The organism is Chryseobacterium sp. WLY505 (assembly GCF_030846215.1).
Classification (GTDB): domain Bacteria; phylum Bacteroidota; class Bacteroidia; order Flavobacteriales; family Weeksellaceae; genus Chryseobacterium.
Window position 1 is genome coordinate 314,634 of record NZ_JAVCWI010000003.1, and the last position, 24,849, is coordinate 339,482.

Here is a 24,849-nt window from a genome sequence, read left to right on the forward strand (position 1 = left end):
ACCATGCCCTGGTGGTGGAACTGGTAGACACGCAGGACTTAAAATCCTGTGTCCGCAAGGACGTACGGGTTCAAGTCCCGTCTGGGGTACAAGACCCTCTGTAATATCTTACGGAGGGTTTTTTGTTTTAATAGAGAGAGTTCTTTAAATAAAAATCTTATATTTGTAAGAAATCAGGTTGAATCTGAGTATTCAGATCAGCAAAACCAGCGGATGTGGTGTAATTGGTAGCCACGCCAGACTTAGGATCTGGTGCCGTGAGGCGTGGGGGTTCGAGTCCCTTCATCCGCACTATTCGAAAAACTCTCTGGAGTTTTTAAGAAGGTTGGAACCCTTGGTTCGAATCTTTTTTTTTTGCCCACACCATGCCCTGGTGGTGGAACTGGTAGACACGCAGGACTTAAAATCCTGTGTCCGCAAGGACGTACGGGTTCAAGTCCCGTCTGGGGTACAAAGCCCTCTGTAAGAGATTACGGAGGGCTTTTTTTGTTTTTATTATTTTAATAAGAGTTTGCTAGATTCTGTTTTTACGTTCCAGTCTTTCCAGCCTCTCAAAAATACTGGTGAAGATATTTTTCTCCCCTAAAGAAACATATCCTGCAATCTTATAATATTCCTGTTCTTTATTATTTGTTTTCTGATTATCAGGATGATACATGAGGTTTTCGTTCTGATAAATAAGAAGGTTGCTGATAGGTTCTGTTTTCGGATCTGCTTTGTTCAGAAATAGAATATCGCCGTATTCATATTGTGGCAGCAAAGTTTTTTCAGAAGTAAATTCATAGACCATATCAACGAATGCTAATATTTTTTGCAATACTGCCGTGCTTGGATTATTTTCTTCTGTATTTGTCTTTGCTTCTTTGCTGTTTTGAATAGCCAGTTCCGGGAAAAGCATCAGTTGGTCTATATCAGAAACGCTTACTAACTGGTTTACCTGAAGGGTTTCTGTCAGTAATTTATCAAGATTAAGATTAAAATGATTCGCTACCTTTAGTATAGTTTCTATCTTGGGTTCGGCACGTCCTTCCTCATAAGAGCTTATCACTCCTCTGTTTAAATCAAATAAATCAGCAAAAGCCTTTTGGCTTAGTCCTTTTACCTGTCTTATTTTTTTAATATTAGTTCCAAAGAAGCTCATTTTGTCTAATCTTTTTTGCAAAGATAGAGAATCTGAAACAATTATTTGCTAATAATATTTGCAATTTGAAAATTTTATTTTATATTTGTGTAGACGAAAAATAAAACACTAAACCAGCCATCATGAGAAATCAAATATTCAGAACGGTCAAAGAGTGGTTGTTAGATTATGAGTTTAACATCACGTTGGAAGATGAGGCTCAGAGAATCTTAATCATCGAAAAAGAATCCAACGGGATAAAAAACATGATCCTTATAATATCAGACTCTATTCTGATCATGGAACAGTTCCTTTTTGAAATCAAAAATCCATCCGAAAAAATATTTCTGAGACTCCTTCAGAAAAACAGAGACATCGTTCACGGAGCATTTGTACTGGACGCAACCGGAAGAAGAGTGATTTTCAGAGATACACTACCAACCGATAATATGGCACAAAACGAAGTGATGGCTTCCATCAACTCTTTAGGGATCCTTGTGGGGGAATTTACAACAGAAATGCTTGAAATGAGTAAGTAATTCACAAAAGATATTTAAAATGAACATTTTTAAAAGATTGTTAACGATAGGAAAAGCAGAAATCCATTCTGTGATCGACAGCTTTGAAGACTCGATCAATTTAACGGAACAGGGTATCCGTGAAATGAAAGAACAGCTGGGAAAAAGTATAGAAGCTCTTGCCCAGTTGAAAGCTCTTGCCATACGCAAAAAGAATGAAGCAGAGACAGCAGAGGAAACCGCAAAAGACTATTATAATAAAGCCATAGTCATTGTTCAGAAAGCAGAAAAAGGAGAAGTGGAAACTGCTGAGGCAGACCGCCTTGCTAAAGAAGCATTGAAAAAACAGACCTCTTCTTTGGAAAATGCAACAGCTCTTCATAAAGAACATGAAAAACTGTTTGATGACTGCGAAAAGTTACAGGGCAGTATCAACCATCTGAAATCAAGCATTGCCAAATGGGAAAACGAATTGAAAACCCTGAAAGCAAGAGTTCAGGTAAGTGAAGCCACGAAAGATATCAACCAGAAGATGACCCAGATGGACACCGGAAGTACAGTGAGTATGCTGGAAAAACTGAAGGATCGTGTCGTACAGCAGGAAGTCCTTGCAGAAGCCTATTCTGATTTTTCAAAATCAGGAAAAAGCATTGATGAAGAGATCGATGCCATGGTAAACAGTAATGATACAAAAGCTGAAGAAGCTTTAAACAGATTAAAAGAAACCCTTAAAAAAGGCTAATATATGACCTTTCAGGAATTTTTAACTATAGCATTTTCTCCGGTGAATACGGTGCTGACCGTCCTTCTTGGATTATCAGTGGTCTACTGGATCTTTACCATTCTTACAGGATTGGATATCGATGTAGGCATTCATTCCGATCTGGATGCTGATGCAGATATAGAAGTTCCGGATGGTCATCTCCACGCTCCTGATCATGATCCTTCAGCCTGGATGCATTTCCTGAAATTTTTGAATCTGGATATTGTTCCGGTAACATATTTTCTAACACTTTCATTGCTGATTACCTGGCTGGGCTCATTTTATCTGAATTATTTTATTCCACTTCCCACATGGGCAGGAATACTGATTCTTTTTCCAATGATGATTGGGGGAATGCTATTAACCAAAATAATCCTAAAGCCCCTGAATCCCTTTTTTAAAGAGATCAATCATAAAGGGGAATTGTCCTATGCCTTTTTAGGAAGAGAAGGACGTCTAAAATCCAGCATTCAGGATGATAAAATAGGAATGATGGAAGTCTTCATCGGAAGCGATCCTATGACGCTGATGGTGAGAAGCCAGGACGGTAGCAGGCTGGAGCACGGAACCCGGGTTATGATTGTAGATGAAGAACCTGAAAAAAGGATTTACTACGTACAGAAATCAATAAGATATTAAAATAAAAAACTAATAACCATGCTGACTATTTTTTTGATCTTGCTGAATTGTATCCTCGGAATCATCTTCCAATTCTTATAAAACAAAAAAACACATCTATATAAACTATAAACTTATAAAACTATGAACTTACCTTTAATTGCTGGAATTATTGTTGCCGTCGTAGCAACAATCGGATTGATTTTCTGGATTTTATCGATGTATAAAAAAACCGTTCAGGGAATCGTTATTTTAAGAACTGGTTATGGAGGTACAAAAGTCTTCTTTAATGCCGGTATTGTCATTCCCATTATCCATCGTATGGAATCTATGGATATCTCCGTAAAAAAACTGGAGATTTCAAGAGAGGGAAGAGCAGGCTTGATCTGTAAAGACAATATGAGAGCAGATATTCAGGTGGCATTTTTTATCCGCGTCAACAAATCAGTAGATGATATTGTAAATGTAGGTCAGACGATTGGTTGTCAGCGTGCTTCGGATGCCCAGACATTAAGAGAATTGTTTGAAGCTAAATTTTCAGAAGCTCTTAAAACGGTAGGAAAGAAATTCGATTTTACAGAATTATACGAAGCAAGAAGTGAATTCCGTCAGGAAATCCTTGATATCATTGGAACAGATCTTAACGGATATGTGCTGGATGACTGTGCGATAGACTACCTTGAGCAGACCTCAATTGATAAATTAGATAAAGATAATATCCTTGATTCTGAAGGGATTAAGAAAATTACCGAACTGACAGCTACTCAAAATATTAAAGCCAACCAGGTTCGTCGTGATGAAGAAAAAACCATTACAAAACAAAATGTAGAGGCCAGAGAAGCCATTCTGGAACTTGAAAAACAGCTGGCAGAAAAAGAAGAATCTCAAAAAAGAGAGGTTGCCAATATCAAAGCCCGCGAAAATGCAGAAATTCTGAAAGTAGAAGAAGAAGAACGCTTGAGATACGAAACTGTTCGTATTGCTACAGAAGAAAAACTACAGATTGCAGAAGAAAATAAACTTCGTCAGGTGGTTATTGCTGCCAAAAATAAAGAACGTGCAGATCTGGTAGAAACAGAAAGAGTATTAAAAGATAAAGCCCTTGAAGCAACAGAAAGAGAAAGAATTGTCTCTCTGGCTCAGATTGAAAAGGAAAAAGCAATAGAACTGGAGAAGAAAAGTATTCAGGATGCCATCCGCGAGCGTTTAACCATGGAGAAAACTGTAGTGGAAGAACAGCAGGGAATCAAAGATCTGGAAGCCTTCAAAACAGCAGAAAGAAACAAGCAGGTAGAAATTACCGTTGCCACTCAGGAAGCAGAGAAAAAGCTGATTGAGGAAACAAGAGCTGCAGAATCCCGCAGATTGGCAGCAGAAAAAGATGCGCAGAAATATGTAATTGAAGCACAGGCGAAAAGAGATGCTGCAGAAAAAGAAGCTGAAGCACGCAAGATTATTGCAGATGCGAAAGCAAAAGAAGAAGCAACCGTAGGACTATCAGAAGCTCAGGTAATGCATGCGAAAGCAGATGCTGCAGAAAGACAAGGTGTGGCAGAAGCTACTGTTATTGAGAAAAAAGCTGATGCCAATAAAAAAGAAGGAATTGCCCAGGCAGAAGTCATCAAAGAAAAAGCATTGGCAGAAGCAGCAGGAATCACAGAGAAAGCAGAAGCCATGAAGAAACTGAACGATGCCGGAAAAGACCACGAAGAATTCCGTCTTCAATTGGCAAAAGAAAAAGATGTGGAACTGGCTCAGATCGCTATTCAGAAAGATATTGCAGAAGCACAGTCTATGGTACTGGCGGAAGCTTTCAAATCTGCAAAAATTGATATCGTAGGAGGTGATAATACTTTCTTCGACAACGTTATCAGACAAGTTTCTGCAGGAAAAGGATTGGATAAATTCATCAGCCACAGCGAAAATGCACAGATTGTAAAAGAAAACCTTCTGGGTGACGGAGAAAACATCATCGGAAAAGTGATGGGAATGGTGGATAAATATAAAATCTCCTCCGATGACATCAAAAATATGAGCATTGCTTCCCTGATTTTTAAACTGAACGGCGTAGCCAATCAACAGGAAAAGGGAATTCTGGAAAGAGCGATGGACATGGCTAAACACCTGGGAGTGGAGCACAAACCGGTGAACAACAACCATGTTTATTAAGTAATGCTTTAGATAATTAATGATGCTCTAAAGCCTCAAACCTATTAGGTTTATATCAAAAAAAAATTTTCAAAGTACCAAAAGTTATACAAAGACCTGCTGTCGTGCAGCAGCCATGACAACCTAAATAAAAACGATGTCAGAACAACTTAATTCCGGAACTTACGAAATTATTCAGAACCGTTTAAATGAGCAGAAGAATGACCTGATTCAGAGACTTCAGCAGCTTAATGAAAACCGTAAAAATATATTTGGCGGAGTAGATTTTTCGCTTGTAGCCAATGAAAGAATTTCTACGGATCACAGCTGTATTGCCAAAGATATCTATTCACTGGGTGACCACCTGATTTTCGGGTCTAATGCGCACCTTGGACTTCAGACGGAAATCAATATTTCGGACGTTTTTTCAATATATACCATCAATAATGACCGGTTTGAACCTCAGGATCACACCCTGATCAATGATGAGGTTTTCATTGACGAGTTTAAAAACCTTTACAAATATTACAGAAATACTTTCTTTGCCAGATTTACCTTCACGGAAAACTATCTTTATATGGTTTTTCAGCTGTCGGAAAGTACCACAGATATCAAAGCCTTTAAATGGCTGATCAAAGAGAATCAACTGATCTATGTAGATTCGAGAAGTGCCTCCGAAACCTCATATCCTCAGCAGCATGGCTTTGTATGGACAAAGGCAACCAGAGATATGCAGAGATCCGGAAAACATCCTCATATTTCTTTAGCAGATAAAGTTTTTGTAGAAAGCATCGGTGGAGATATTACCATCAAAGTAGAAGACAATACGGATACCGGAAAAGGAATTTATTCCGAAGATGTAATTCACAAAGATCAGAATCTGGATGATGCAGAGATTCATTTCTGTGATCTGGATAATCTTGTTTTGTTTAAAATAAAGCCTTATCAGGAAACAGAACGCTATTTCATTTATAACCATAAAGAAAAAACCGTTTCCAGAGCAGATGCTCTTAAATATTCAGGGCTTTTGCTTCCGGAAAATCAAGGGGTATTATTTTCCAACGGATATGCCCTTCAGACCGGAGGATTAAAAGTGATTTCTCAGGATCAGAACAGACTTTATTATCTGAAAACCATTACAGAACCGAATGGAGAGAACTTTCTGTATGTTTTTTATGATGATAAAACGAATAACTATCAGCTTATTTCTTACAATATCATCACCCAGACCATAGAAACCCCGATCCGTTGTAGTGGGTTTACGTTTTTACAGGATGGGAAACTGATCTACCTCAGAGAAAGCATCGAAACAACCAAACATCATCTGTCTCAGATCTGGCAGACTCCTTTTTCAAAAGAACTGTTGCCCAATATAGAAAAGGCAGACAGTTTACTTTACAAAATAGGAAATAAAGATATTGTAAGAGTAATGGCGGAGAGTCAGGAGCTGATCACCCTTCTGAACAAAAAAGATTCTTACAGTGGCTTGTATGATGATATCGTAAAGCTCTCTACTTTTATTCTGGATACTTACTATTTTCTTGGTGAAGATGAGGTTCAGAAGCTTGATGTACCATTGAAAGAGATCAGAGCGATTGCGCATTCTGCCATCAATGAATACGAAAAAGTAGTAGAGCAAAGGAAGAATACAGAGGAAACTTTAGAAAAGATAAAACAGGCCTGTGAGAAAATTCTTGATGATACCAAAAGGCTTCACTATTCCCAGCTTACAGAATATATTGATGCCCTTTCTCAGATCAGAGCATTAAGAGGAGAAGTGACAGGAGCAAAAGAACTTAAATATGCAGACACAGCGTTGCTGGATAGATTGGAAAAATCCCTTGCAGACCGTTATACAGAACTGTCAAATGCCTGTGTGGAATTTCTGCTTCAGGAAGGTGCATTATTGCCATACGAAGAAAGAGCACAGCAGATTTCTGAAGATATCATTGGATTACAGAAAGCCATTGATGCCAGAACAATTGAAGAAAATATCAATACCCTTTCCGGGCAGCTGGAATTATTGGTAGATATCGTTAATAACCTTAAAATTGAAGACACCTCCCAGTCTACCCAGATTATTGAAAACATCTCTTTAATCTTTGCAAGACTGAATCAGGAAAGGCTTGAACTCAGCAAAAGAAAAAGAGAAATTTCAGGGAAAGAACTGGCTTCAGATTTCCATGCTCAGATTACCTTATTTGACCAGTCTGTGATCAATTTTCTGGAGCTTTCGCAAACTCCTGAGAAATGTGATGAATATCTGACCAAACTTTCTATCCAGTTGGAAGAAATGGAAACGAAATTTATTGATTTCGAAGAATTCATTCAACAGATAGGAACCAAAAGAGAAGAAGTTTACGGACATTTCCAGAATAAAAGGGTACAGCTTACCGAAGCAAGAAATAAAAGGACTCAGAATCTTTTTGATGCTGCGCATAGAATCCTGAAATCGGTACAGACCAAAGCAGAATCTTTTGACTCAGAAAATGAGATCAATGGTTATTTTGCTGCCGATCTGATGGTAGAGAAAGTGAGAGATCTCTCCAGACAGCTTGCAGAATGGGAAGATTCAGCAAAATCGGAAGAGATTCAGACCTTGTTAAAATCTCAGCAGCAGGAAGCCGTAAGAAAACTAAAAGATAAAAAAGAGATCTATGCAGACGGAGAAAGCGTCATTGCATTGGGAGACTATAAATTTGCAGTCAATCAGCAGAAACTGGATCTTACGCTGGTACTGAGAAATGCTCAATATTACTATCATCTTACGGGAACAAGTTTATATGAACCATTGAACTTCACGGCAGATGAATTCAAAGAAGTCTGGAATCAGGAATTTGTTTCAGAAAACAACAAGGTAAAAAGATTTGAATACCTTGCCTGGAATGTATTTTCAGCTCACAAGGAAATAGCCTCAGAGATTGAAAACGGAAAGGCAGTACAGCAGTTTACAGCAGAGCATTTCGGAGAAGGACTGGTAAAAGGAATTCATGATAAAGATGCTGAAACTATTGTGTTGAAACTTCAGCAGATCCATAATGAACTTGGACTGATGAGGTTTACAGCACAGGAGAGAGCCTTGGCCCAGATTTTCTGGTTTTTCCTTGAAAGTGAAAGAAAAGAATACTATACCAAACAGTTTGAGGCAGCAGCTATTATTGCTCAATCATTTACTGTAAAACAGGGATTTGAGTACTTAAGCAGAGAAATTTCGGAAGAAATGAAATCTTTTGCATCAATGCATGGGATCTTTAAAGAAACAGATTGTATCAATGCTGCCATATACCTGAAAAAAGAAGATAAAGAAAGATTCCTGATCTCAGAAAAGGCTGCTACTTTGTATGAATTGTTCCTCAAAGAACTCAAAGAAAAAGGCAAAGATCTGGAGTTTATTGCCCAGATACAGGCTATGTATCAGTATCCTGCAGCGTGTTATTACATAGCTGAGAGTGCATTACAGGCCTTTGATCCGGAAGCTGACCACAATATTATCCAGGAAGCCGCAGCATTTATCATTACTCAAAAGTTTGATCCGAAAAATATCAAACACATTGCTTATGAAGTCGCCATAAAAGAGCTGAGGTCTCTTGAAAAAGACACGGAATATCATCTTAACTACTTTGAATTTGTATCCCGACTGAATCACTTTAATACGGTTACCGTTCCGAAATACAAACGCCTTCAGGAGTTGAAGTACAGCTGGGTAGATAAGAAGAAAAAAGCACTCAAATTAGATACTTTCAAGCCACAGGTATTGAGTTCATTTGTGAGAAATAAACTGATTAATGATATCTATTTCCCTCTCATCGGAGCCAATCTTGCCAAGCAATTGGGAACTGCAGGATCAGACAAAAGAACAGACAGAATGGGAATGCTTCTTCTGGTATCTCCACCAGGATACGGAAAGACAACCCTGATGGAATATATGGCAGAGCGTATGGGACTGGTATTTATGAAGATCAACGGACCGTCTTTAGGGTATGATATTGTATCAACGGACCCTTCCGAAGCCAGAAATGCAGGTGCCAGACAGGAACTTGAAAAACTGAATCTCGCGTTGGAAATGGGAGATAATGTAATGCTTTATCTTGATGATATTCAGCATTGTAATCCTGAGTTTTTACAGAAATTCATCTCTCTTGCAGACGGACAAAGAAAGATTGAAGGAATCTACAATGGAGAAAGTAAAACTTATGACCTTCGATCCAAAAGATTCTGCCTTGTCATGGCCGGAAATCCATACACGGAGAGTGGAGAAAAGTTTAAAATTCCGGATATGCTGGCCAACCGTTCAGATACCTACAATCTGGGAGAAATATCCGGATCGAAAACAGATCTTTTTGACCTGAGCCTTATTGAAAATGCTTTAATGTCTAATGAATATCTGACCAGGCTGACCCATCCGGGAATGGAAAACCTGTATGAACTCTATGATTGTGTACTTACAGATAATCCCGCCGATAACCTGAAAGGAAATTTCAGTTCTAATGAAATATCAGATTTCAGAGCAGTCCTGAAAAATACCATCAGAGTAAGAAATATGGTGCTGAAGGTGAACAGAGAATATATCGCATCCGCAGCCATGTCAGACGATTACCGAAATGAACCGCCATTCAAATTGCAGGGATCTTACCGTAATATGAATAAGCTGATTGCACAGATACAACCAATCCTGAAAGATAATGAAGTCATTCAGATTGTGCTGAATCACTATCAGAATGAATCTCAGACGCTGACCACCGGAGCAGAAGCCAATATGTTGAAAATGAAAGAACTGATAGGAATTCTTTCAGAAGAAGAAACCGAACGCTGGAATGAAATAAAGAAAACCTTTATTAAAAATAAAACCTTAAAAGGATTGGGTGAGAATGATAGAATGTCACAGATTGTAGCACTGCTTGCCCAATTTGGAGACGGACTGGAAGGAATCAAAGAAGCCCTTAAAAAAACAGAACAATAACCATGAAACTTTAAATAGTTGCAAACAGGCTGTCTCGGAAGAAGCAGTCTGTTTTTTTTATTCCCATGTTATTATTCATCGTGTGAATTAGGTGTTATTCAGGATAAAATCTGCGAAATCTGCTTATCTGCGAGCGTAAGAAGATCAAATAAAAAAATCTGTACCCATAATATTCTATAGTTCTGTATCTGTATCCAAAATTAAATACTCCATAATTTTGTTTAGCTAAAGAAGAAAATATGGAAACAATCACTCAACATCAGAAACAGTTTCAATATGCTGAGGCTTATGTATCAGACATGTTGGTGCTGAAAAACATTTTTCTGGAAACACAGAATTTGAAGAAAGCAGATCAGAATTTCGGACTTCCTTTTCTTTTGGCTAAAAATGGCAGAGATGTCATTGCTTTTGCCAGTCTTATCATCAATAAAAAAGATGAAATATCTTTTAAAATCTATGATAAAAACAGAATGACGGATGCCGAAAAAAGGAATTTTTATTCCCGTGCTGAAAGATATTGCAAAAATAATAATACACCCAATTTCAAGGATACTGAACAATTAAAAAGCAGTATCAACAGTATGATCAGTTGGTTGAATCCTGAATAAAAACGGGAGAAAATTGTACATTTACGTAAAACCCCGATCCTATGTCTAAAGATGTTCTGTACCTTAAAATAGCCAATTCTGTCACAGAGCAGATTAAAAGTGAAACCCTGCAGTTTGGAGACCGGCTGCCTTCATTGAGAAGTGCCCAGAAATTATACAATGTAAGTCTGAATACCATAAAACAAGCCTATATGGAACTGGAGAGCCGCTCTCTGGTAGAATCACGTCCAAAATATGGATATTATGTAAGCCAGACTTCCCAGCGAAAACTGGCGCTGCCTTCTGTGACACAGATGAAGGTTTCAGAAGGTAAAAATACTCCTCAGGATTTGATTGACAAGGTGTTCGGGAGTATCGGAGGGACAGATGTCACACAATTCGCACTTGGAATTCCCGGGAAAAGTCTTCTTCCGGTAGCCAAGATGAAAAAGTGCATGATTGATGTAATGAAAAGGAAAAGTGACAGCGGGACCAATTACGAACCCGTGCAGGGAAGCGAAGTGCTGCGCCGTGAAATCGCCAAATGGTCAATGGTTATGGAGGGGAAAATCACAGAAGATGATCTGGTGATCACTTCCGGAGCAATGAATGCCGTTTATAATTGCTTAATGGCCGTTACACAGCCGGGAGATTCAGTGGCAGTGGAAAGTCCTGTGTATTTTGGAATTCTTCAGGCCATTCAATTATTGGGATTGAAAGCCGTAGAAATTCCTACACATCCCATCACAGGAGTAGATCTGGATGCTCTAAAGAAAGTGCTTCCCAAGCTGTCTGCATGTTGTTTTGTGGTAAATTATAATAATCCACTAGGATTTCAGATGCCGGATGAGAACAAAAAAGAACTGGTTAAAATGCTTACCGAGCACAATGTTCCTTTAGTAGAAGATGATGTCTACGGAAACATCTATTTCGGAGCAGGAAGACCGAAACCTTGTAAATTTTATGATGAAGCAGGCATTGTGATGTGGGTAGGCTCGGTGTCCAAGACATTGGCTCCAGGATTTAGAGTAGGATGGGTAGCGCCTGGAAAATTTAAAGAGAAAATTATCCGCCAAAAATTGGTTCAGACGGTGAGCGGACCTTCTTTATTCTCGGATGTGATTGCTGATTTCCTTGCTCATGGAAGGTATGATCATCACCTGAGAATGTTCAGAAAGAAATTGTACGCCAACTACCTTCAGATCCAGAAATCGGTGATTGAATATTTTCCGGATAATACAAAAATCTCAGAACCCAAAGGCGGTTTTATGCTCTGGCTGGAACTGGATAAGAGAATCTGTACGGAAGATCTGTATGATTTGGCGGTCAGTCAGAAAGTAAACTTTGCCCCGGGAAGAATCTTTTCACAATATAATCAGTATCAGAACTGTATGCGTTTAAACTATGCATTAGAATGGACAGACAGAGTGGAAAGTGACCTGGAAAAGCTGGGAAAAATGATAAAAAACAGAATTTAATAAACCTTATAGTGATGAATGATATCAAGAATGAAGTAAAAATTATAGCCTATGAACCTCAGTATAAAGAAGCCTTCAAAGCTTTGAATGAGGAATGGATTAAAAAATTTTTTGTGATGGAAGCAGGAGATTATAAACTGCTGGATCATCCGGAAGAAGAGATTTTAAATAAAGGAGGACATATTGCCTTTGCTTTATTGGATGGAGAAGTTGTGGGAACCTGCGCATTGGTAAAAACGGAGGATCATCCTCTTACGTTTGAGCTGTCAAAGATGGCAGTAAGCCCTAAAGCACAAGGAAAAAAATTAGGCTATCTGCTGGGAAATGCTTTAGTGGAAAAAGCAAAAGAATTGAAGGCAGAAAAAGTTTTTCTAGTAACCAATTCTATTTTGGTTCCGGCTATTAAATTGTATGAAAAGCTTGGCTTTATCCATACCCCTATCGGTCATGCTGAGTACGACCGTGCAGATGTCAGAATGGAATTGATTTTCAATACATAAAACAAAAAAAATATTAGAACTCGGATAGGAATATCCTTGTTCTAATATCAAATTTAAATCTAATTGCTTTACTGTTTTATTTCTTGATGAATGTCTTGGTCAGTGCTTTTTTGCTTCCGTTGATTTTAATGAAATATACACCAGCCGGAAGATTTCCGATATTGATTTTTTCATCGTAAAAACCTCTTGAAGACTTTAAATGTGTTGTTAAAACATTTGATCCTTTACTGTCGATGATTTCTGCTTTAATTTCCTTATCCTGAGATTGATACTGGACTCCAATGAAGGTAGAAACAGGATTCGGATAAATTTTAAAATCATCAGCGATTGCTTTTGTTTCTTTTGCTGCCAATATTTCTTTGGAACATGCCGGGATTCTATTTACTCCATCTATTCCCCATGAAGACTGCACCGGAATACAAAGCCAGTTCAATACCGTAGGGAAGTGATCTGTTTCTCTCGTTGTTGAGGTATAATCATACACCTTAAAATTATTCACTGTACCCGCATTATAAGTAGGAGAACCTGTCACAGTCATGTTATTGGCATTCGGGCTGGAATCTGTCAATGTATTTCCTGAAGTTCCATTACACTTCCAGTTAGCTAATAATTGAGAATAATAAGGATGCGAAGTTGTAATATCCTGGTTCGCCCAATTCACGATAACATCATTGGGAAGAGCCGATTTCCAGATTCTTACATCTTTATAAGAAGCCGCCAGATTGATTCCGTAAGCATTCGTTCCATCCTGATTTAATGTTAGAGGAAGTCCGGAATCAATATTGCCGATGGTGTTCATTTTTGCAAAAGTTACCGGAACACCATCTTCATATAATGTTACAAGACCATCTCTGTCAAAGCTTGCCGCAATATGTTTCCATTTATTGGTTTCTACTTTTCCGCCAACAAGATCAATCCTGTTGGTTCCATCTCCAATATTCATTTTGAAAGTCTGCCCTGAATAACCTGAGAAAACAAATCCTTTATTTTTTCCGTTTGCCCAGTTTTTATTACTGATCATCACCGGGTCACTGGAGTAAGCTGCATTGGGTTTCACCCAAAATTCAATTGTAAAATCCTGATTAGCTCCAAAATTAAAAGGAGTTTGGCTTGCTGGTTTTGCATAAGTTCCCGCCGGGAAATTCAACTGATTAAATGTTTTATTGGATTCCAGAACAGTCTTGCTGATCTGTTGCGGTGTAAATCCAGGATTGGAATATACCGTGAAAATATTTCTTTCGGTAAGATTTCCACCTCCATGAGAACTTTCGATTGCTCCATGATCTGTAGTCAATACAACCAGCCAGTCTTCATTATTATAAGAAGGCCTGTTTTTCATTGCAGTAACAATTTCTCCAATATAAGAGTCCGTAGTCTTAATAGAATTGACATATTGAGAAACAGTAGATGAGAATCCATAAGAATGCCCGGCATGGTCTACATCATCAAAATCTACAAAGAGAATATCCGGATTATCATTCTGTAAAGCTGTAACAGCTGCATTTTTCACGGCAAGGTCCGTTGCCAGATTGGTTTTTACATCAGCGGTTTGAATGATTTTATCGTTGATCGGTGACCAATGAGCCAGAGAAATAGTTCTTAGAGCGGGATTATAAGTCTCTGCTCTTGTTAAAAAATCCGGATAATTAACATAGTTCGGGCTGGTAAAATTATTGTCCTGAACATTGTGTTTGGTGTGCCATACACCCGTCAGCATGGTGCTCCATCCGTTTCCGCTCCAGGTAGTGGCGGCACAAAGTCCGTCGATAGAATAAATAGACTGACTGATGAGGTTTTGAATGTTTGGTGTAGGCGTAGACATCATGACATCTGCACGGCATCCGTCAATACCAATAAAAAGAACTTTTTTAGTCTGAGCTCCAAGGAAACAGCTCATGACAACAGCCATTGATAATAGTTTTGTTTTCATAAGGAAAAGAGTTTTTTGAATATAGAAAGTTTACAAATAGTAATTTATGTTTAATTATTGTAAAATTAGTTTACTATTTGTAAATATTTATGAACTGAAAGTTAATTAATTGATAATTAAAAAGTTCCCGAAAAAAGCTTTTTAAAAATCTTCAATTGGATGTACTATATCGAGGCTGTTTCAAAAGTGTCATTCTGACGAAGGAAGAATCTTATTGATTTTCAAAACACTAGATTCTTCACTACATTTCATTTCGCTCAGAATGACAAAAGCCAAATCATTTGACTTTTACGGCAACTTTTGTCAAATTGGAAATTTGACGGGGTGGTAAAAACACAAACATTTCCAATAGAAAAACCATGAAAACATTTGTGTCAAGAAGTATTTAAAAATAATCTGAAAAGTGTTTAAAGAATCCCCTCAGCTTCAGAAATCGTATTCAGTATATAATCGGGAGCTGCCTTTTCAAGCTCTGATTTACTTTGAGCTCCGGAAAGTACGGCTACTGTTAATCCACAGCCTGCATTTTTGCCCTCTTCAATATCGATCACAGAATCGCCTGCTTTTAATACTTTATGAGCTTCAGTGATATTGAATTTCTTCATGGCAAGATGAATCATTTCAGGGCTTGGGCGGCTTTCTGAAACATCATCCGCAGTAATCAAAGCATCAAAATGAATACTTTCTTTCCAGTTGAGTTTATCCAAAAGCTGATGGGCGATTTCCGATGTATAGCCTGTATTTAGAACGATTTTCTTGTTTCGAGCTTTCATATTCAATAAGAAATCTTCCGTTCCGTTGATGGGTTTTACATCCAGGTTTTGATAAGATTCTTTCAGCTGGTCAGAAAAATTCTCAAAAATAGCAGGAGCATCTTCTTCGTTCCCATTAATTTCTTTTAAAAGGCTTGTGATGGCTTCCAGTTTTTCCATTCCGGCACAGCTGGATAATACTTTTTCCAGGCTTACCACATAGCCGTAATCATTCACAGCATTAGTAAGCGTTTTGTAAACTACATTATCCTCATCAATTGTTGTTCCGGCCATATCCAGAACTAATAATTCTATATTTTTCATGTAAATGTTATGCGTAAATTTTTTCAATATTAAATTTGGAAAAGCCACCGCTTCCCGTCATTCCTTTTCCTCCGATCCCTGTTACAATATGAATATTGGCAGATGGGCTGTGTTCAAAAATATCTTTTGTTTTGCACTGAGAATAGATTCCGAACCATCTTCTCTGAATTTCATACGTAGGAAGATCAATAATTTTTTTGGCCTCATGAATCATGAATTCATCAATCTCCATATTAAGATCATACCCCAAATCATCGGCATTTTTCGCGTCTGCATATTCGTGAGAATCTCCTATGATTACAGAACCGTCAAGAGCCTGTTTGAATAAAATATGAACTCCATATTTCTTCTCAAACGAATTAGGATCTTCTAAAGCTTTGATTTTCTGGAAAGAAGGACATTCACTAAAAGATTCATACCTTCTCACAGAAAGACCTGTAAGGATATTTCCCTGAAGCGAATAAATTCCCTGCGGCTTTGTTTGAAGCATCTGCAGTTTACTCACTTCCAGATCGCTGTCATTGAATACTTTAGGATATAAAGTTTTGAACTCATGTCCCCCGCAAATGATGATTTTGGAAGCGTTAAACTCTGTTCCGTCTGCAGCTATAGCTGTACATTTCTGATCATCTTCATGGGTTTCCAGTACAGTTGTGTTGTAGAAAATCTGTAATCCCATTTTTTCCTGAAGCAGCTTGTGAAGCTTTACAATCATATCTGCAGAATCTACAGAAAGTTCCTGTGGGAAAAACAAACCTCCTTTGCAATAGTCGGAACGAAGACCGTCAAATTTCTTGATGCAGTCATTTTTTGATAATAAAACAGATTCATAATCATTATTTCTGTTGATTTCATAAAGTTCTTCAATCAGCTGAAGTTCTTCGTCATTGGAAGCAATATAGATGGAGCCATTTTGCCTGATGGTAAGGTCTGCCTGATTATGAAGTTCATTGTAGATGGCAAGGCTTTCTCTCCCGAAGTTCTGCCATTTAAGATCCATTCCGGAAGGCACGACCTGACCGAAATTTCTTACAGTGGCACCCTGAGGAACAGAATTTCTTTCCAGTAAAGCTACCTTAAGATTTTTCTTCAGCGCATGATAAGCGTGGAATGTTCCTAAAATTCCACCTCCTACAACGAGTAAATCAAATTTTGTTGTCATTGTCGTATAGTTTATAAAATTTTCGACGTATCGAAATTGATGAATTGATTAGATTTAGAGTTGGGTTTTGACTTTTTTCTGAAAGCCAGAAAAGCAATCACGGAAAGAACGAAAACCGCTATGGTGATGATATAATTTAAGTTGATATAAAAATGTAACCAGGAAGTCTGGGCCGATCCGAAATTTTTGTACAGCAGAATCAAAACACTTCCCAGATAACCGAAGGAATCCACAATATAGATCAGAAAGCCTACATTTCCCTTAATTTCAAAAGCAGCAATCATCCGGTCAAAATAAATTCCGTTGAAAGGAATATAGCAGATGTACATCCCAAAACCTGAAACCGTCATCCATAAAAAAGGCGACAGTGAACCTTGCTGAAACAGATACGTAGAAAGTCCTACCGTAAGAATTCCTGCAAAAAGAATGTAATGATAATAGGCAAATGCCTTTTTATTGTTCTTTACTTTTACCATAAAACTTAAAATCACCAGAACCATTACAGCGATAGGAATTTCCGTTAAAGTGAAAATAGAACTGTCGAAAGTAAAATTTAGTCCGTCCCAGATCTCACGGTTGAAATTGTCTCTGAAATCCCTTAAAACCGTTAAACTTATATATAAAAAGATGATACATACGATGGGAACAAAAAACTGTTGGATCAAAGCTTTTCTTTCCTTACCATTCAATGGTTGTCTCTTGTTTTTAAGTAAAATATCTTCTTCCGAAGGTTTGGGAATTCTCTCAAGAAGCAACCCGAAAAGAATCAGTGGAATTATGAAAATAAGTCCGGCTGAAAAAGGCATCCAGAATTCTGAAACGTAAAAATTATCCATCAGAAATTTCCCTACAGATTTTGTAAACCCAGAAGAAACTACAAAGCTTGAGCATAAAAAAAGCCCGATGATTTCCGTAGTTTTTCGTCCTTCAATATAAGAGAAAACAATTCCCCAGATCATTCCCAGTGGAATACCGTTGATCAACATAAACAGAATATTGTAAGGAGCAGGAACGGCTGCAAATCCTAATAGTGCGAGCTCAGCAACAGCAATGAAAGTAAAGAGATACATAATTCTTCTCTGAGGTTTCAGTTCCGAAATAAATTTGATCCCGATGAATTTTGAGATAAAATACCCTACTGCCTGTGCAATGATAATCAAAATCTTATAATCTACCCCGAAATAAGAAAGTCCTTCGAAAGAAGCTACGGTAAAAGGTTTCCTGAAACCGTACATGCAGAAGTAAACACCGAAAGCAGCAAATGCGGCCTTCAGTGTTACTAATGTTTTTTTATTGATGGTTCTGGCCATGATAATGGTTTAGAAATTCAGTTTTATTCCAAGATTGAAACGTACTCCATAATATTCCACCTGCTCCGGACGGTCTTCGCTTTTACCGAAGTGATAAATCAGAGGTTTGTTCAGAATATTATTCACATCAGCATACAAAGTCAGGTATTTGGTAAATTGATAAGAACCTCCGAAGTCCAGATTGCTGTATTTACCGTAATAAGAATCATTGATATCCTCTTCTGCATATTCTACAGCATACTTTCCTTTGTAGTTGTAAGCCAGCCTTGCATTGAATCCTTTTTTCTCAAAGAAAAGTTGCGCATTGTACAACTCTTTGGCCTGGTAGGGAAGTGCTACCGTTCTTCCGCTTGGCTTTTCCATTTCGGAAGTCATGAAGGTGGCATTCAATTGTACTCCAAAGTATTGTAAAAACCCTTGAAGGAAGTCAAATCTTTTATTAATTCCCAACTCAACTCCTCCAAGCCACGCTGCTTTCCCGTTATTTGGAGCTGTAAATTGTACGCCGTTGATTCCGTTATAATTTCCGATAAAAGAGTCCTGAAAAATAGGATCAGTAATCGATTTATAGAAGACTCCGCCACTCAGAATTCCGACATTGGAAAAGTAATATTCTCCCATCAGATCAAAATTTAAAGAATAGGTCGGATTAAGATTCGGGTTTCCCCCTTTGAACTCGTTGTCTGCTTCAATATATGTTCCACCCGGAGTCAGGTCACCAAAATTAGGTCTTGAAAAAGTTCTTGTCGCGGCAAAACGAAGATTGGTTTTATCGTTCAACGTATATTTTAAATGAATCATCGGAAGAACAGCCAGGTAGTTTTTGGTATTTTCTACCGGTGTCAGGACGTTATCATTCACGCTGTATCCTCTTACTTTGGTATTGGTATTGGATAATCTGATTCCTCCTAAAATGATGATTTTATCATTCAGTTTATAGGTTGCCATTCCGTAAGCATCTGCATGTTTTTCAAACACATCAAAGTTTCTTCCCAATGCTTTATTGTATTCCAATGCTTCAGAATCAGCAGTATTGATCTTCAGATTACCCTGCTGATCATACCAGAATTGGTTCATTCCTGTGGTAGAAAGTACCGCCCCAAAAGTATTGCCGATGTGGGCATTCATTTCACTTAAATATTTCGGTCCGTTGGGCTGTGTTGTGATATATTGAGAATAATCAGACAAAAGAGGGGCTGTTCCGCTGCTCCAGTTATAGAAAATATCTGAGAATTTTGCATTACGCTCTTTATCTCTGTATTTAAAACCATATTTTAAAGTCAGTTTATCAGAAGCATTGATTTCATGGTTGAATGCCGCTACGATTTTATCCTTTTCCTCTACAAAGACTTTATAAAATTCAAGATCTGTAAATCTCATCTGTGAAGCATCCATTTTAAAGTTCGGATCACTGTAGAAACCAAATAACGCATCAGGATTTTTATAATCTAATTTCCCACCGTCAGCTTTCCAATAGGCTCTGGGGCCATTTCCATGATTGGAAATATAATCAGGATTGATACCTACACCAGATTGAGTGTACTTGATCACATAATAAGAATTGTTCTGTTTATCAGGAATATTTCCGTACTTGAATTGGTTGTCGTAGTAAGATAAATCCCAGTCGATTTTTCCTTTATTTAAATTATGAACGGCACCCAAAGAAACAGAAGTAAGTTCCGTTATCAGTAAATTGTGGATATTCTGAAGCTCCACTCTTGCTGTATTATTAGCACTGCTGAATTTATCAAAACGGATTCTGTGTTTATAGTGGGTTTCATCATCCGATAAAGTACCATACATTCCTTTTAAATAGAAGGTTGTTTTTGGAGACAATACATATTCAAAAGCGGTATTGATTCCCGTTGTTTTTCTAACGCCGTTATAATCACGGAGTTCCAGCCTGAAAACCCCTTCATCACCACTTCTTCTCGCCTCAAAATTATCCGTAGACCAGTTTCTGATAAAATGCGCAAAGTTGAATAAATACCCGAATTTTTTATCCTTCGTTCTTCCTCCGTATAAAAATCCAAGGTTGTAAACTCCTTTGTCAGACTTTGCGTTATAACCGCTTCCCACCGTTGCTTTGAACTCTGTTTTCATGGGTGGAGTTTTCGTGATAAAATTGACACCACCGCCTATTCCGTCAGCTTCCATATCTGGGGTAAAAGACTTGTTTACATGTACATAGGAGATCAGTTCCGTAGGAAAGAAGTCGAATGCCGTTGCTCTGGAAGTCGTTTCTTCCTCTGCAGTGGGAAGTCTGTTTCCATTGATGGTTGTGGATGCCCAGAATGGGGGAAGTCCTCTCAGGGAAACAAATCTTCCTTCTCCCTGATCCCTTTCAATAGAAACTCCCTGCACACGCTGCACGGTTTCTGCTGCATTTCTGTCCGGGAGCTTTCCAATTCCGTCTGAAGCGATCACATTGGTAATATTAATGGCATTTTTCTGAAGGTTTAAAGCTCTCGCTTCCGTATTTTTTAACGTTCCGGTAACGACAATTTCATCAATATTTTTTCTGGGTTGGGATAGTTTGATAATTCCTAAGTCAATCGTTTCTTCTGGTTTCAGATCAATAGTAATATCTGAAGATTCATATCCTATATAGCTGATTTGCAATGTGTATTGACCTTCTTTAATATCGTTGATGGTAAATTTTCCTTCAATATCAGTCGTTATATTTTTAGATAAGCCTTTTATTTTGACTATGGCCCCGGGGAGAGGCTGGCTGTCGTCAAGAACAGTTCCTATAATTAACTGTTTTTGCGCTGAAACAAAGACTATGAAACAGACAAAAACAAGGGTAAGTAATTTCTCTAATTTTGTTTTCATTTTTACATATATTAAATTTTTTATGCAAATCACGCTAATAATTTTAATATATATAAATATTTTGTATTAAGTATTGTTTAACAAATAAACCATGTTTGTTACGTGATTTTTACTTTAAAACCAATTGTAGTTTATCTTTGGAAATTCGATAAAATACGATTTGAAATAGCTGTAACAACGTTTTTAGTAGATATTTCTCAAAAATATCAGGAATAGAAATCTGCTGAAAACAGGCTTTTTTTAGTTAATATTTCGTTCATTTTGAGAGAAAGTAGAAAATCAAAAGTTGCATATTTGTAAACTTTTGTATGTTTCGGAAATCCAAAATTGAACGATGATGTAAAAAATTGGAATATGATTTAAACGCAAAGTTTAATAATTATAATACCACATCATAAGTGTGCAAAGGTTACGACGTTGTCGTTGATGAAGTTTTATTATTATAGGTGTATTTGTAAGGAATCTACACTACAATTGTCATTCTGAATGAAATGAAATGTAATGAAGAATCTTGCGTTATTGAATGCAAATAAGAGATTCTTCCTTCGTCAGAAGGACAAAAGCAAAATAATAAAAAGCTTTGCGTTAAAAAAGAATGCAGCTAAGCAGTATAAAAATAAAGAACAAGCATCACACAGCTTTCATCACTGATGCTTACCGGAACATGAGGAAACTTACCGTTGAAATAAAGCGAGTCCCCTTCTTTAAGGATAATTTCTTCATTATCAATTACGTATTTCACTTCTCCTTTCAGAATATATTTGAATTCCCAGGCATCCGTAATGACCTTTTCTCTTTTAGAATTCGGTTCGAGAGTTAGCAGCACGGCTTCAAAACCTAAAGAATGAAGACTCTTGCTGAAGATATGCATATACTTAAATCCTTCAGCTTCTACTTCTTTTTCAATGACTTGCTGGCTTTCCTTGGGAACATAGATGAATTTGGCGTTTGATTTTTTCTCAACCCCTTCAAAAAAATAACTGGCATCAATCTCAAGCGACTGGATCAGATCTAAGAGAACAGGAAGGGAAGGAATGGTTCTTCCGTTTTCAATCCTGGAAACAAGACCGTTGCTCACATTGGCTTTGAAAGCCAGTTCATTAATGGTTAAATTATTCTTTTTTCTAATATCCTTTAATCTCTTACCGATACCTATTAAAAAGTCATTCATACTGTGTGCAATTTAACCTGATTATTTTTTCACCGTTATATTAAAAACAAAGGTAATATTATTCTATATAGGTTGTATGGTAAAAAAAGGAATTCACAAAAAGGTAAAGTGATACAAAAGTGGAAAAATAAAAAACGCAAAGTTGGCAAGTCTATTAATAATGCTGTTTTATTTTCGATCGCGAGGGCACTTCGTTCAGCTAAGAATACAATCATTGCATAGTGAAACCTCCTTGCGATCATTTTATAATTTTATATTGAAAAATTCCTTGTGGATTTTGCGTTAAATCTAATCCATCTGAACTGAATCATAAAACGTTTGTAATAGGTTCCCATCTTCTAGCGTCCCTTTTCTTTCTCTGTTCCAGGTTTGCCCATCCCCGGAAAATTTCCCTATTTTTGTAAAACTCCTTATTTCATCTATGAAAAAAATTATTCTTATCGAAGACGAAACCAGTGTGGTGTCCTTTATTAAAAAGGGACTTCAGGAAAATGGATATGAAATTTCTGTTGCCTTTGACGGTCGTACAGGAGTGCAGCTGGTGCAGGCTAATGAGTTCGATCTGGTAATTTTAGACATTATGCTTCCGGAAATGAATGGTCTGGACGCGTGTAAAGAAATAAGAAAAACCAATCAGAGCGTTCCGATTTTATTTCTGACGGCTTTGGGAACTTCTGAAAACATTGTTCTCGGATTGGAAAGTGGCGGAGATGATTATCTGGTGAAGCCTTTTAAATTTATTGAACTGGTAGCCCGTGTGAAGTCTTTACTAAGGAGAAGCAACAACAACGGTCCACTGGAAATTGCTGAACCGGAGCCGGATAATGAACATGTCTTTCAGTTTTCGGATCTGATGGTGAACGACTATACCAAGAAAGTAACGCGAGCAGGAGAAGATATTTCCCTTACTTCCACAGAATATAAATTGCTGCTGTATTTCCTGAATAACCCGGAAAAAGTAATTTCAAGAGCGGAAATTCTTGATGCCGTCTGGGGCGTAAATTACGAGCTGGGAACCAATGTGGTAGATGTTTATGTCAATTATTTAAGAAAGAAACTGGATAGCCAGGATGATAATAAATTGATTCATACCGTTATAGGAATGGGGTATGTGTTGAAAAAGACATAATGAATGTTTAATAGAGTCATTACAAATCAAACCAAAACGATGGTACTTTTGATGTTGGTTTTTACCGCCATCATTTTGCTGTTCAGTGGTTTGGTGTACTTTTCAATCGTTAATTTTTCACACCAGAGATTTTATGAACTGCTGAAGATCAGAACAGCAACGATTGTTCAGATCGAAAAAAGCAAAGATCATCTTGACCTTCCGGAAAACTATATTCTCAACAGCCTGAATGACGAGGAACTTCCCATGGAAAAAGACTATGTTTTTGCCGTTCCTACAGATTCCAATTTCAAAAAGATATCTCAGGAAGTTCATATACCGGACTATTTCTTTAAAAATATCATCAGAGAAGGAGAGTCCAATTATAATGATGAAGAATTCTATTATATTGGACAAAGTTTTAAATATGACGATAAAGATTATATCGCCATTGCTTCCGCAAAAAATCACTATGTCGTTTATTATCTGGGCTTTTTAAAACGAACGCTGCTTACCTGTATTGTGCTGTCTCTGTTCTTTAGTATGATTTTCTCTTTTTATCTGTCTAAAACTTTATTCAGGCCGATCTTAAAAATCACTGGAAAGGTAAAAGAGATCAGTTCTGAAAACCTTCACTTAAGACTGGAGTCTCAGCCTGATAATAAGGAACTTAACGAACTTGTGGATACTTTCAACGATATGCTCAACCGCATTGAAACTTCTTTCGAAACCCAGAATCACCTGATCGGAAATGTTTCTCACGAGTTAAGAACTCCGCTTACCTCTATTATGGGCGAAGCTGATGTTGCCCTTTCTATCAGCAGAACGGCAGATGAATACAAAGAAACCCTCGGAATCATTCTGGATGAAGCCGAAAAACTGGATAAAAAGATCAAAGCTTTATTAATGATTGCCCAAACCGGATTTGATGGGAAAATCCAGAAAATGGATAAAGTAAGAATTGATCAGCTGCTTTGGGACGTTATTGAAACCCTCAGAAGAATTGATTCCCGAAATAATATCTATCTGGATATCAGTATGCTTCCCGATAATCCGAAGAAATTAAAGGTACAGGGGAATGAGCAGCTATTGCATCTTGCGGTGGCCAATATCATCAGTAATGGCTGTAAATATTCTAATTTCCAGCAGGTTAAAGTCTCTCTGGGAGCTACCAATTCGGATGTGTACATCATTGTAAAAGATAATGGTATCGGAATTCCGGAAGTGGAAATGAACAAAATCTATGATCCTTTCTTCAGAGCTTCTAATACCAATAATTACGAAGGCTACGGAATCGGGCTTCCATTGGCGAGAAACATCGTAAGAATGCACCACGGTGAACTGATCGTAAGTTCGCACGAAAACCAGGGAACAACGGTACAGATGAAGTTCCCGAACTTCTATAGCATGATGCAGAAAGGCGAAGTGACAGATAAGTAAGAACTGCTATTTCAGCATTTTTTCTACCTGTTTTAGTCTGTTTGGTTCTGAAAAACAGGCTGTTATTTCCGTTTTTTGATTTTTATTTTTTCCAATATTAAATCCCCTTAACAATTTTCTAATCT

General features: G+C 37.6%; 17 protein-coding genes and 3 tRNA genes. 13 read left to right on the top strand and 7 right to left on the bottom strand.

Annotated features, from left to right (window positions below; genetic code table 11):
- Window positions 1–5 precede the first annotated feature (5 nt).
- The 3 genes from RAH34_RS09955 (at window position 6) to RAH34_RS09965 (ending at window position 451) form a co-directional block, all read left to right on the top strand.
- Window positions 6–89 (top strand) — tRNA-Leu (locus tag RAH34_RS09955).
- A 120-nt stretch (window positions 90–209) separates the two neighbouring features.
- Window positions 210–291, top strand: a tRNA-Leu gene (locus RAH34_RS09960).
- 76 nt (window positions 292–367) lie between these two features.
- Window positions 368–451 (top strand) — tRNA-Leu (locus tag RAH34_RS09965).
- 63 nt (window positions 452–514) lie between these two features.
- Here RAH34_RS09965 and RAH34_RS09970 read toward each other — a convergent pair.
- Complete coding sequence (locus RAH34_RS09970) at window positions 515–1,141, bottom strand: helix-turn-helix domain-containing protein (protein ID WP_306596018.1); 627 nt, start codon at window positions 1,139–1,141, stop codon at window positions 515–517.
- Between the two features lie 122 nt (window positions 1,142–1,263).
- On the opposite strand from RAH34_RS09970, the gene RAH34_RS09975 reads away from it, so the two are divergent.
- The 8 genes from RAH34_RS09975 to RAH34_RS10010 all read left to right on the top strand — a co-directional run bounded on the left by RAH34_RS09975 (window position 1,264) and on the right by RAH34_RS10010 (window position 12,692).
- Window positions 1,264–1,659 carry a YbjN domain-containing protein gene (locus tag RAH34_RS09975; RefSeq protein WP_114819575.1) on the top strand — a complete coding sequence of 132 codons (396 nt, stop codon included), beginning with the start codon at window positions 1,264–1,266 and terminating at the stop codon, window positions 1,657–1,659.
- A gap of 19 nt (window positions 1,660–1,678) precedes the next feature.
- On the top strand, window positions 1,679–2,380 hold the full coding sequence (locus tag RAH34_RS09980) for a PspA/IM30 family protein (protein ID WP_306596020.1): 702 nt from the start codon (window positions 1,679–1,681) through the stop codon (window positions 2,378–2,380).
- Between the two features lie 3 nt (window positions 2,381–2,383).
- Window positions 2,384–3,040, top strand: a complete 657-nt coding sequence (locus tag RAH34_RS09985) for a hypothetical protein (protein ID WP_114819573.1) — start codon at window positions 2,384–2,386, stop codon at window positions 3,038–3,040.
- A gap of 123 nt (window positions 3,041–3,163) precedes the next feature.
- Window positions 3,164–5,188, top strand: a complete 2,025-nt coding sequence (locus tag RAH34_RS09990) for a flotillin family protein (protein ID WP_306596021.1) — start codon at window positions 3,164–3,166, stop codon at window positions 5,186–5,188.
- 136 nt (window positions 5,189–5,324) lie between these two features.
- Entirely contained in the window at window positions 5,325–10,127 is a 4,803-nt protein-coding gene (locus tag RAH34_RS09995; RefSeq protein ID WP_306596022.1) for a DNA repair ATPase, read from the top strand.
- A gap of 239 nt (window positions 10,128–10,366) precedes the next feature.
- The gene (locus tag RAH34_RS10000) at window positions 10,367–10,735 is read left to right on the top strand and encodes a hypothetical protein (protein WP_306596023.1); all 369 of its coding nucleotides are present in this window, start codon (window positions 10,367–10,369) and stop codon (window positions 10,733–10,735) included.
- 41 nt (window positions 10,736–10,776) lie between these two features.
- Window positions 10,777–12,192: a PLP-dependent aminotransferase family protein gene (locus tag RAH34_RS10005; RefSeq protein WP_233333272.1), complete on the top strand. Its 1,416-nt coding sequence runs from the start codon at window positions 10,777–10,779 to the stop codon at window positions 12,190–12,192.
- 14 nt (window positions 12,193–12,206) lie between these two features.
- Window positions 12,207–12,692 (top strand): GNAT family N-acetyltransferase, encoded by a 486-nt coding sequence (locus RAH34_RS10010; RefSeq protein ID WP_306596024.1) that lies wholly within the window; start codon window positions 12,207–12,209, stop codon window positions 12,690–12,692.
- A 76-nt stretch (window positions 12,693–12,768) separates the two neighbouring features.
- Here the strand turns inward: RAH34_RS10010 and RAH34_RS10015 are convergent, their stop codons facing one another.
- From RAH34_RS10015 to RAH34_RS10040, 6 genes are all read right to left on the bottom strand, one after another.
- Window positions 12,769–14,622 (bottom strand): LamG-like jellyroll fold domain-containing protein, encoded by a 1,854-nt coding sequence (locus RAH34_RS10015; RefSeq protein ID WP_306596026.1) that lies wholly within the window; start codon window positions 14,620–14,622, stop codon window positions 12,769–12,771.
- Between the two features lie 407 nt (window positions 14,623–15,029).
- Window positions 15,030–15,698, bottom strand: coding sequence for an HAD-IA family hydrolase (locus tag RAH34_RS10020; protein ID WP_306596027.1), 669 nt, complete (start codon window positions 15,696–15,698; stop codon window positions 15,030–15,032).
- A gap of 7 nt (window positions 15,699–15,705) precedes the next feature.
- Window positions 15,706–16,860, bottom strand: a complete 1,155-nt coding sequence (locus tag RAH34_RS10025) for a TIGR03364 family FAD-dependent oxidoreductase (RefSeq protein WP_306596028.1) — start codon at window positions 16,858–16,860, stop codon at window positions 15,706–15,708.
- A gap of 11 nt (window positions 16,861–16,871) precedes the next feature.
- A complete protein-coding gene (locus RAH34_RS10030) occupies window positions 16,872–18,170 on the bottom strand; it encodes a DUF5690 family protein (protein WP_306596029.1) in 1,299 nt (432 codons plus the stop codon).
- Window positions 18,171–18,179: 9 nt separating this feature from the next.
- Window positions 18,180–21,005 carry a TonB-dependent receptor gene (locus RAH34_RS10035; RefSeq protein ID WP_306596030.1) on the bottom strand — a complete coding sequence of 942 codons (2,826 nt, stop codon included), beginning with the start codon at window positions 21,003–21,005 and terminating at the stop codon, window positions 18,180–18,182.
- A 601-nt stretch (window positions 21,006–21,606) separates the two neighbouring features.
- A complete protein-coding gene (locus tag RAH34_RS10040) occupies window positions 21,607–22,176 on the bottom strand; it encodes a helix-turn-helix domain-containing protein (protein WP_079243618.1) in 570 nt (189 codons plus the stop codon).
- A 421-nt stretch (window positions 22,177–22,597) separates the two neighbouring features.
- Here RAH34_RS10040 and RAH34_RS10045 point away from each other — a divergent pair, with 421 nt between their 5' ends.
- Both RAH34_RS10045 and RAH34_RS10050 read left to right on the top strand, forming a co-directional pair.
- Entirely contained in the window at window positions 22,598–23,305 is a 708-nt protein-coding gene (locus RAH34_RS10045; protein WP_306596031.1) for a response regulator transcription factor, read from the top strand.
- Window positions 23,306–23,308: 3 nt separating this feature from the next.
- A complete protein-coding gene (locus tag RAH34_RS10050; RefSeq protein ID WP_306596032.1) occupies window positions 23,309–24,724 on the top strand; it encodes a HAMP domain-containing sensor histidine kinase in 1,416 nt (471 codons plus the stop codon).
- Window positions 24,725–24,849: the final 125 nt, after the last annotated feature.

Bases quoted from the DNA above. Each gene is read 5' to 3' on its own strand.
- RAH34_RS09970 (WP_306596018.1), bottom strand. From the start codon at position 1,141: ATGAGCTTCTTTGGAACTAATATTAAAAAAATAAGACAGGTAAAAGGA.
- RAH34_RS09975 (WP_114819575.1), top strand. From the start codon at position 1,264: ATGAGAAATCAAATATTCAGAACGGTCAAAGAGTGGTTGTTAGATTAT.
- RAH34_RS09980 (WP_306596020.1), top strand. From the start codon at position 1,679: ATGAACATTTTTAAAAGATTGTTAACGATAGGAAAAGCAGAAATCCAT.
- RAH34_RS09985 (WP_114819573.1), top strand. From the start codon at position 2,384: ATGACCTTTCAGGAATTTTTAACTATAGCATTTTCTCCGGTGAATACG.
- RAH34_RS09990 (WP_306596021.1), top strand. From the start codon at position 3,164: ATGAACTTACCTTTAATTGCTGGAATTATTGTTGCCGTCGTAGCAACA.
- RAH34_RS09995 (WP_306596022.1), top strand. From the start codon at position 5,325: ATGTCAGAACAACTTAATTCCGGAACTTACGAAATTATTCAGAACCGT.
- RAH34_RS10000 (WP_306596023.1), top strand. From the start codon at position 10,367: ATGGAAACAATCACTCAACATCAGAAACAGTTTCAATATGCTGAGGCT.
- RAH34_RS10005 (WP_233333272.1), top strand. From the start codon at position 10,777: ATGTCTAAAGATGTTCTGTACCTTAAAATAGCCAATTCTGTCACAGAG.
- RAH34_RS10010 (WP_306596024.1), top strand. From the start codon at position 12,207: ATGAATGATATCAAGAATGAAGTAAAAATTATAGCCTATGAACCTCAG.
- RAH34_RS10015 (WP_306596026.1), bottom strand. From the start codon at position 14,622: ATGAAAACAAAACTATTATCAATGGCTGTTGTCATGAGCTGTTTCCTT.
- RAH34_RS10020 (WP_306596027.1), bottom strand. From the start codon at position 15,698: ATGAAAAATATAGAATTATTAGTTCTGGATATGGCCGGAACAACAATT.
- RAH34_RS10025 (WP_306596028.1), bottom strand. From the start codon at position 16,860: ATGACAACAAAATTTGATTTACTCGTTGTAGGAGGTGGAATTTTAGGA.
- RAH34_RS10030 (WP_306596029.1), bottom strand. From the start codon at position 18,170: ATGGCCAGAACCATCAATAAAAAAACATTAGTAACACTGAAGGCCGCA.
- RAH34_RS10035 (WP_306596030.1), bottom strand. From the start codon at position 21,005: ATGAAAACAAAATTAGAGAAATTACTTACCCTTGTTTTTGTCTGTTTC.
- RAH34_RS10040 (WP_079243618.1), bottom strand. From the start codon at position 22,176: ATGAATGACTTTTTAATAGGTATCGGTAAGAGATTAAAGGATATTAGA.
- RAH34_RS10045 (WP_306596031.1), top strand. From the start codon at position 22,598: ATGAAAAAAATTATTCTTATCGAAGACGAAACCAGTGTGGTGTCCTTT.
- RAH34_RS10050 (WP_306596032.1), top strand. From the start codon at position 23,309: ATGTTTAATAGAGTCATTACAAATCAAACCAAAACGATGGTACTTTTG.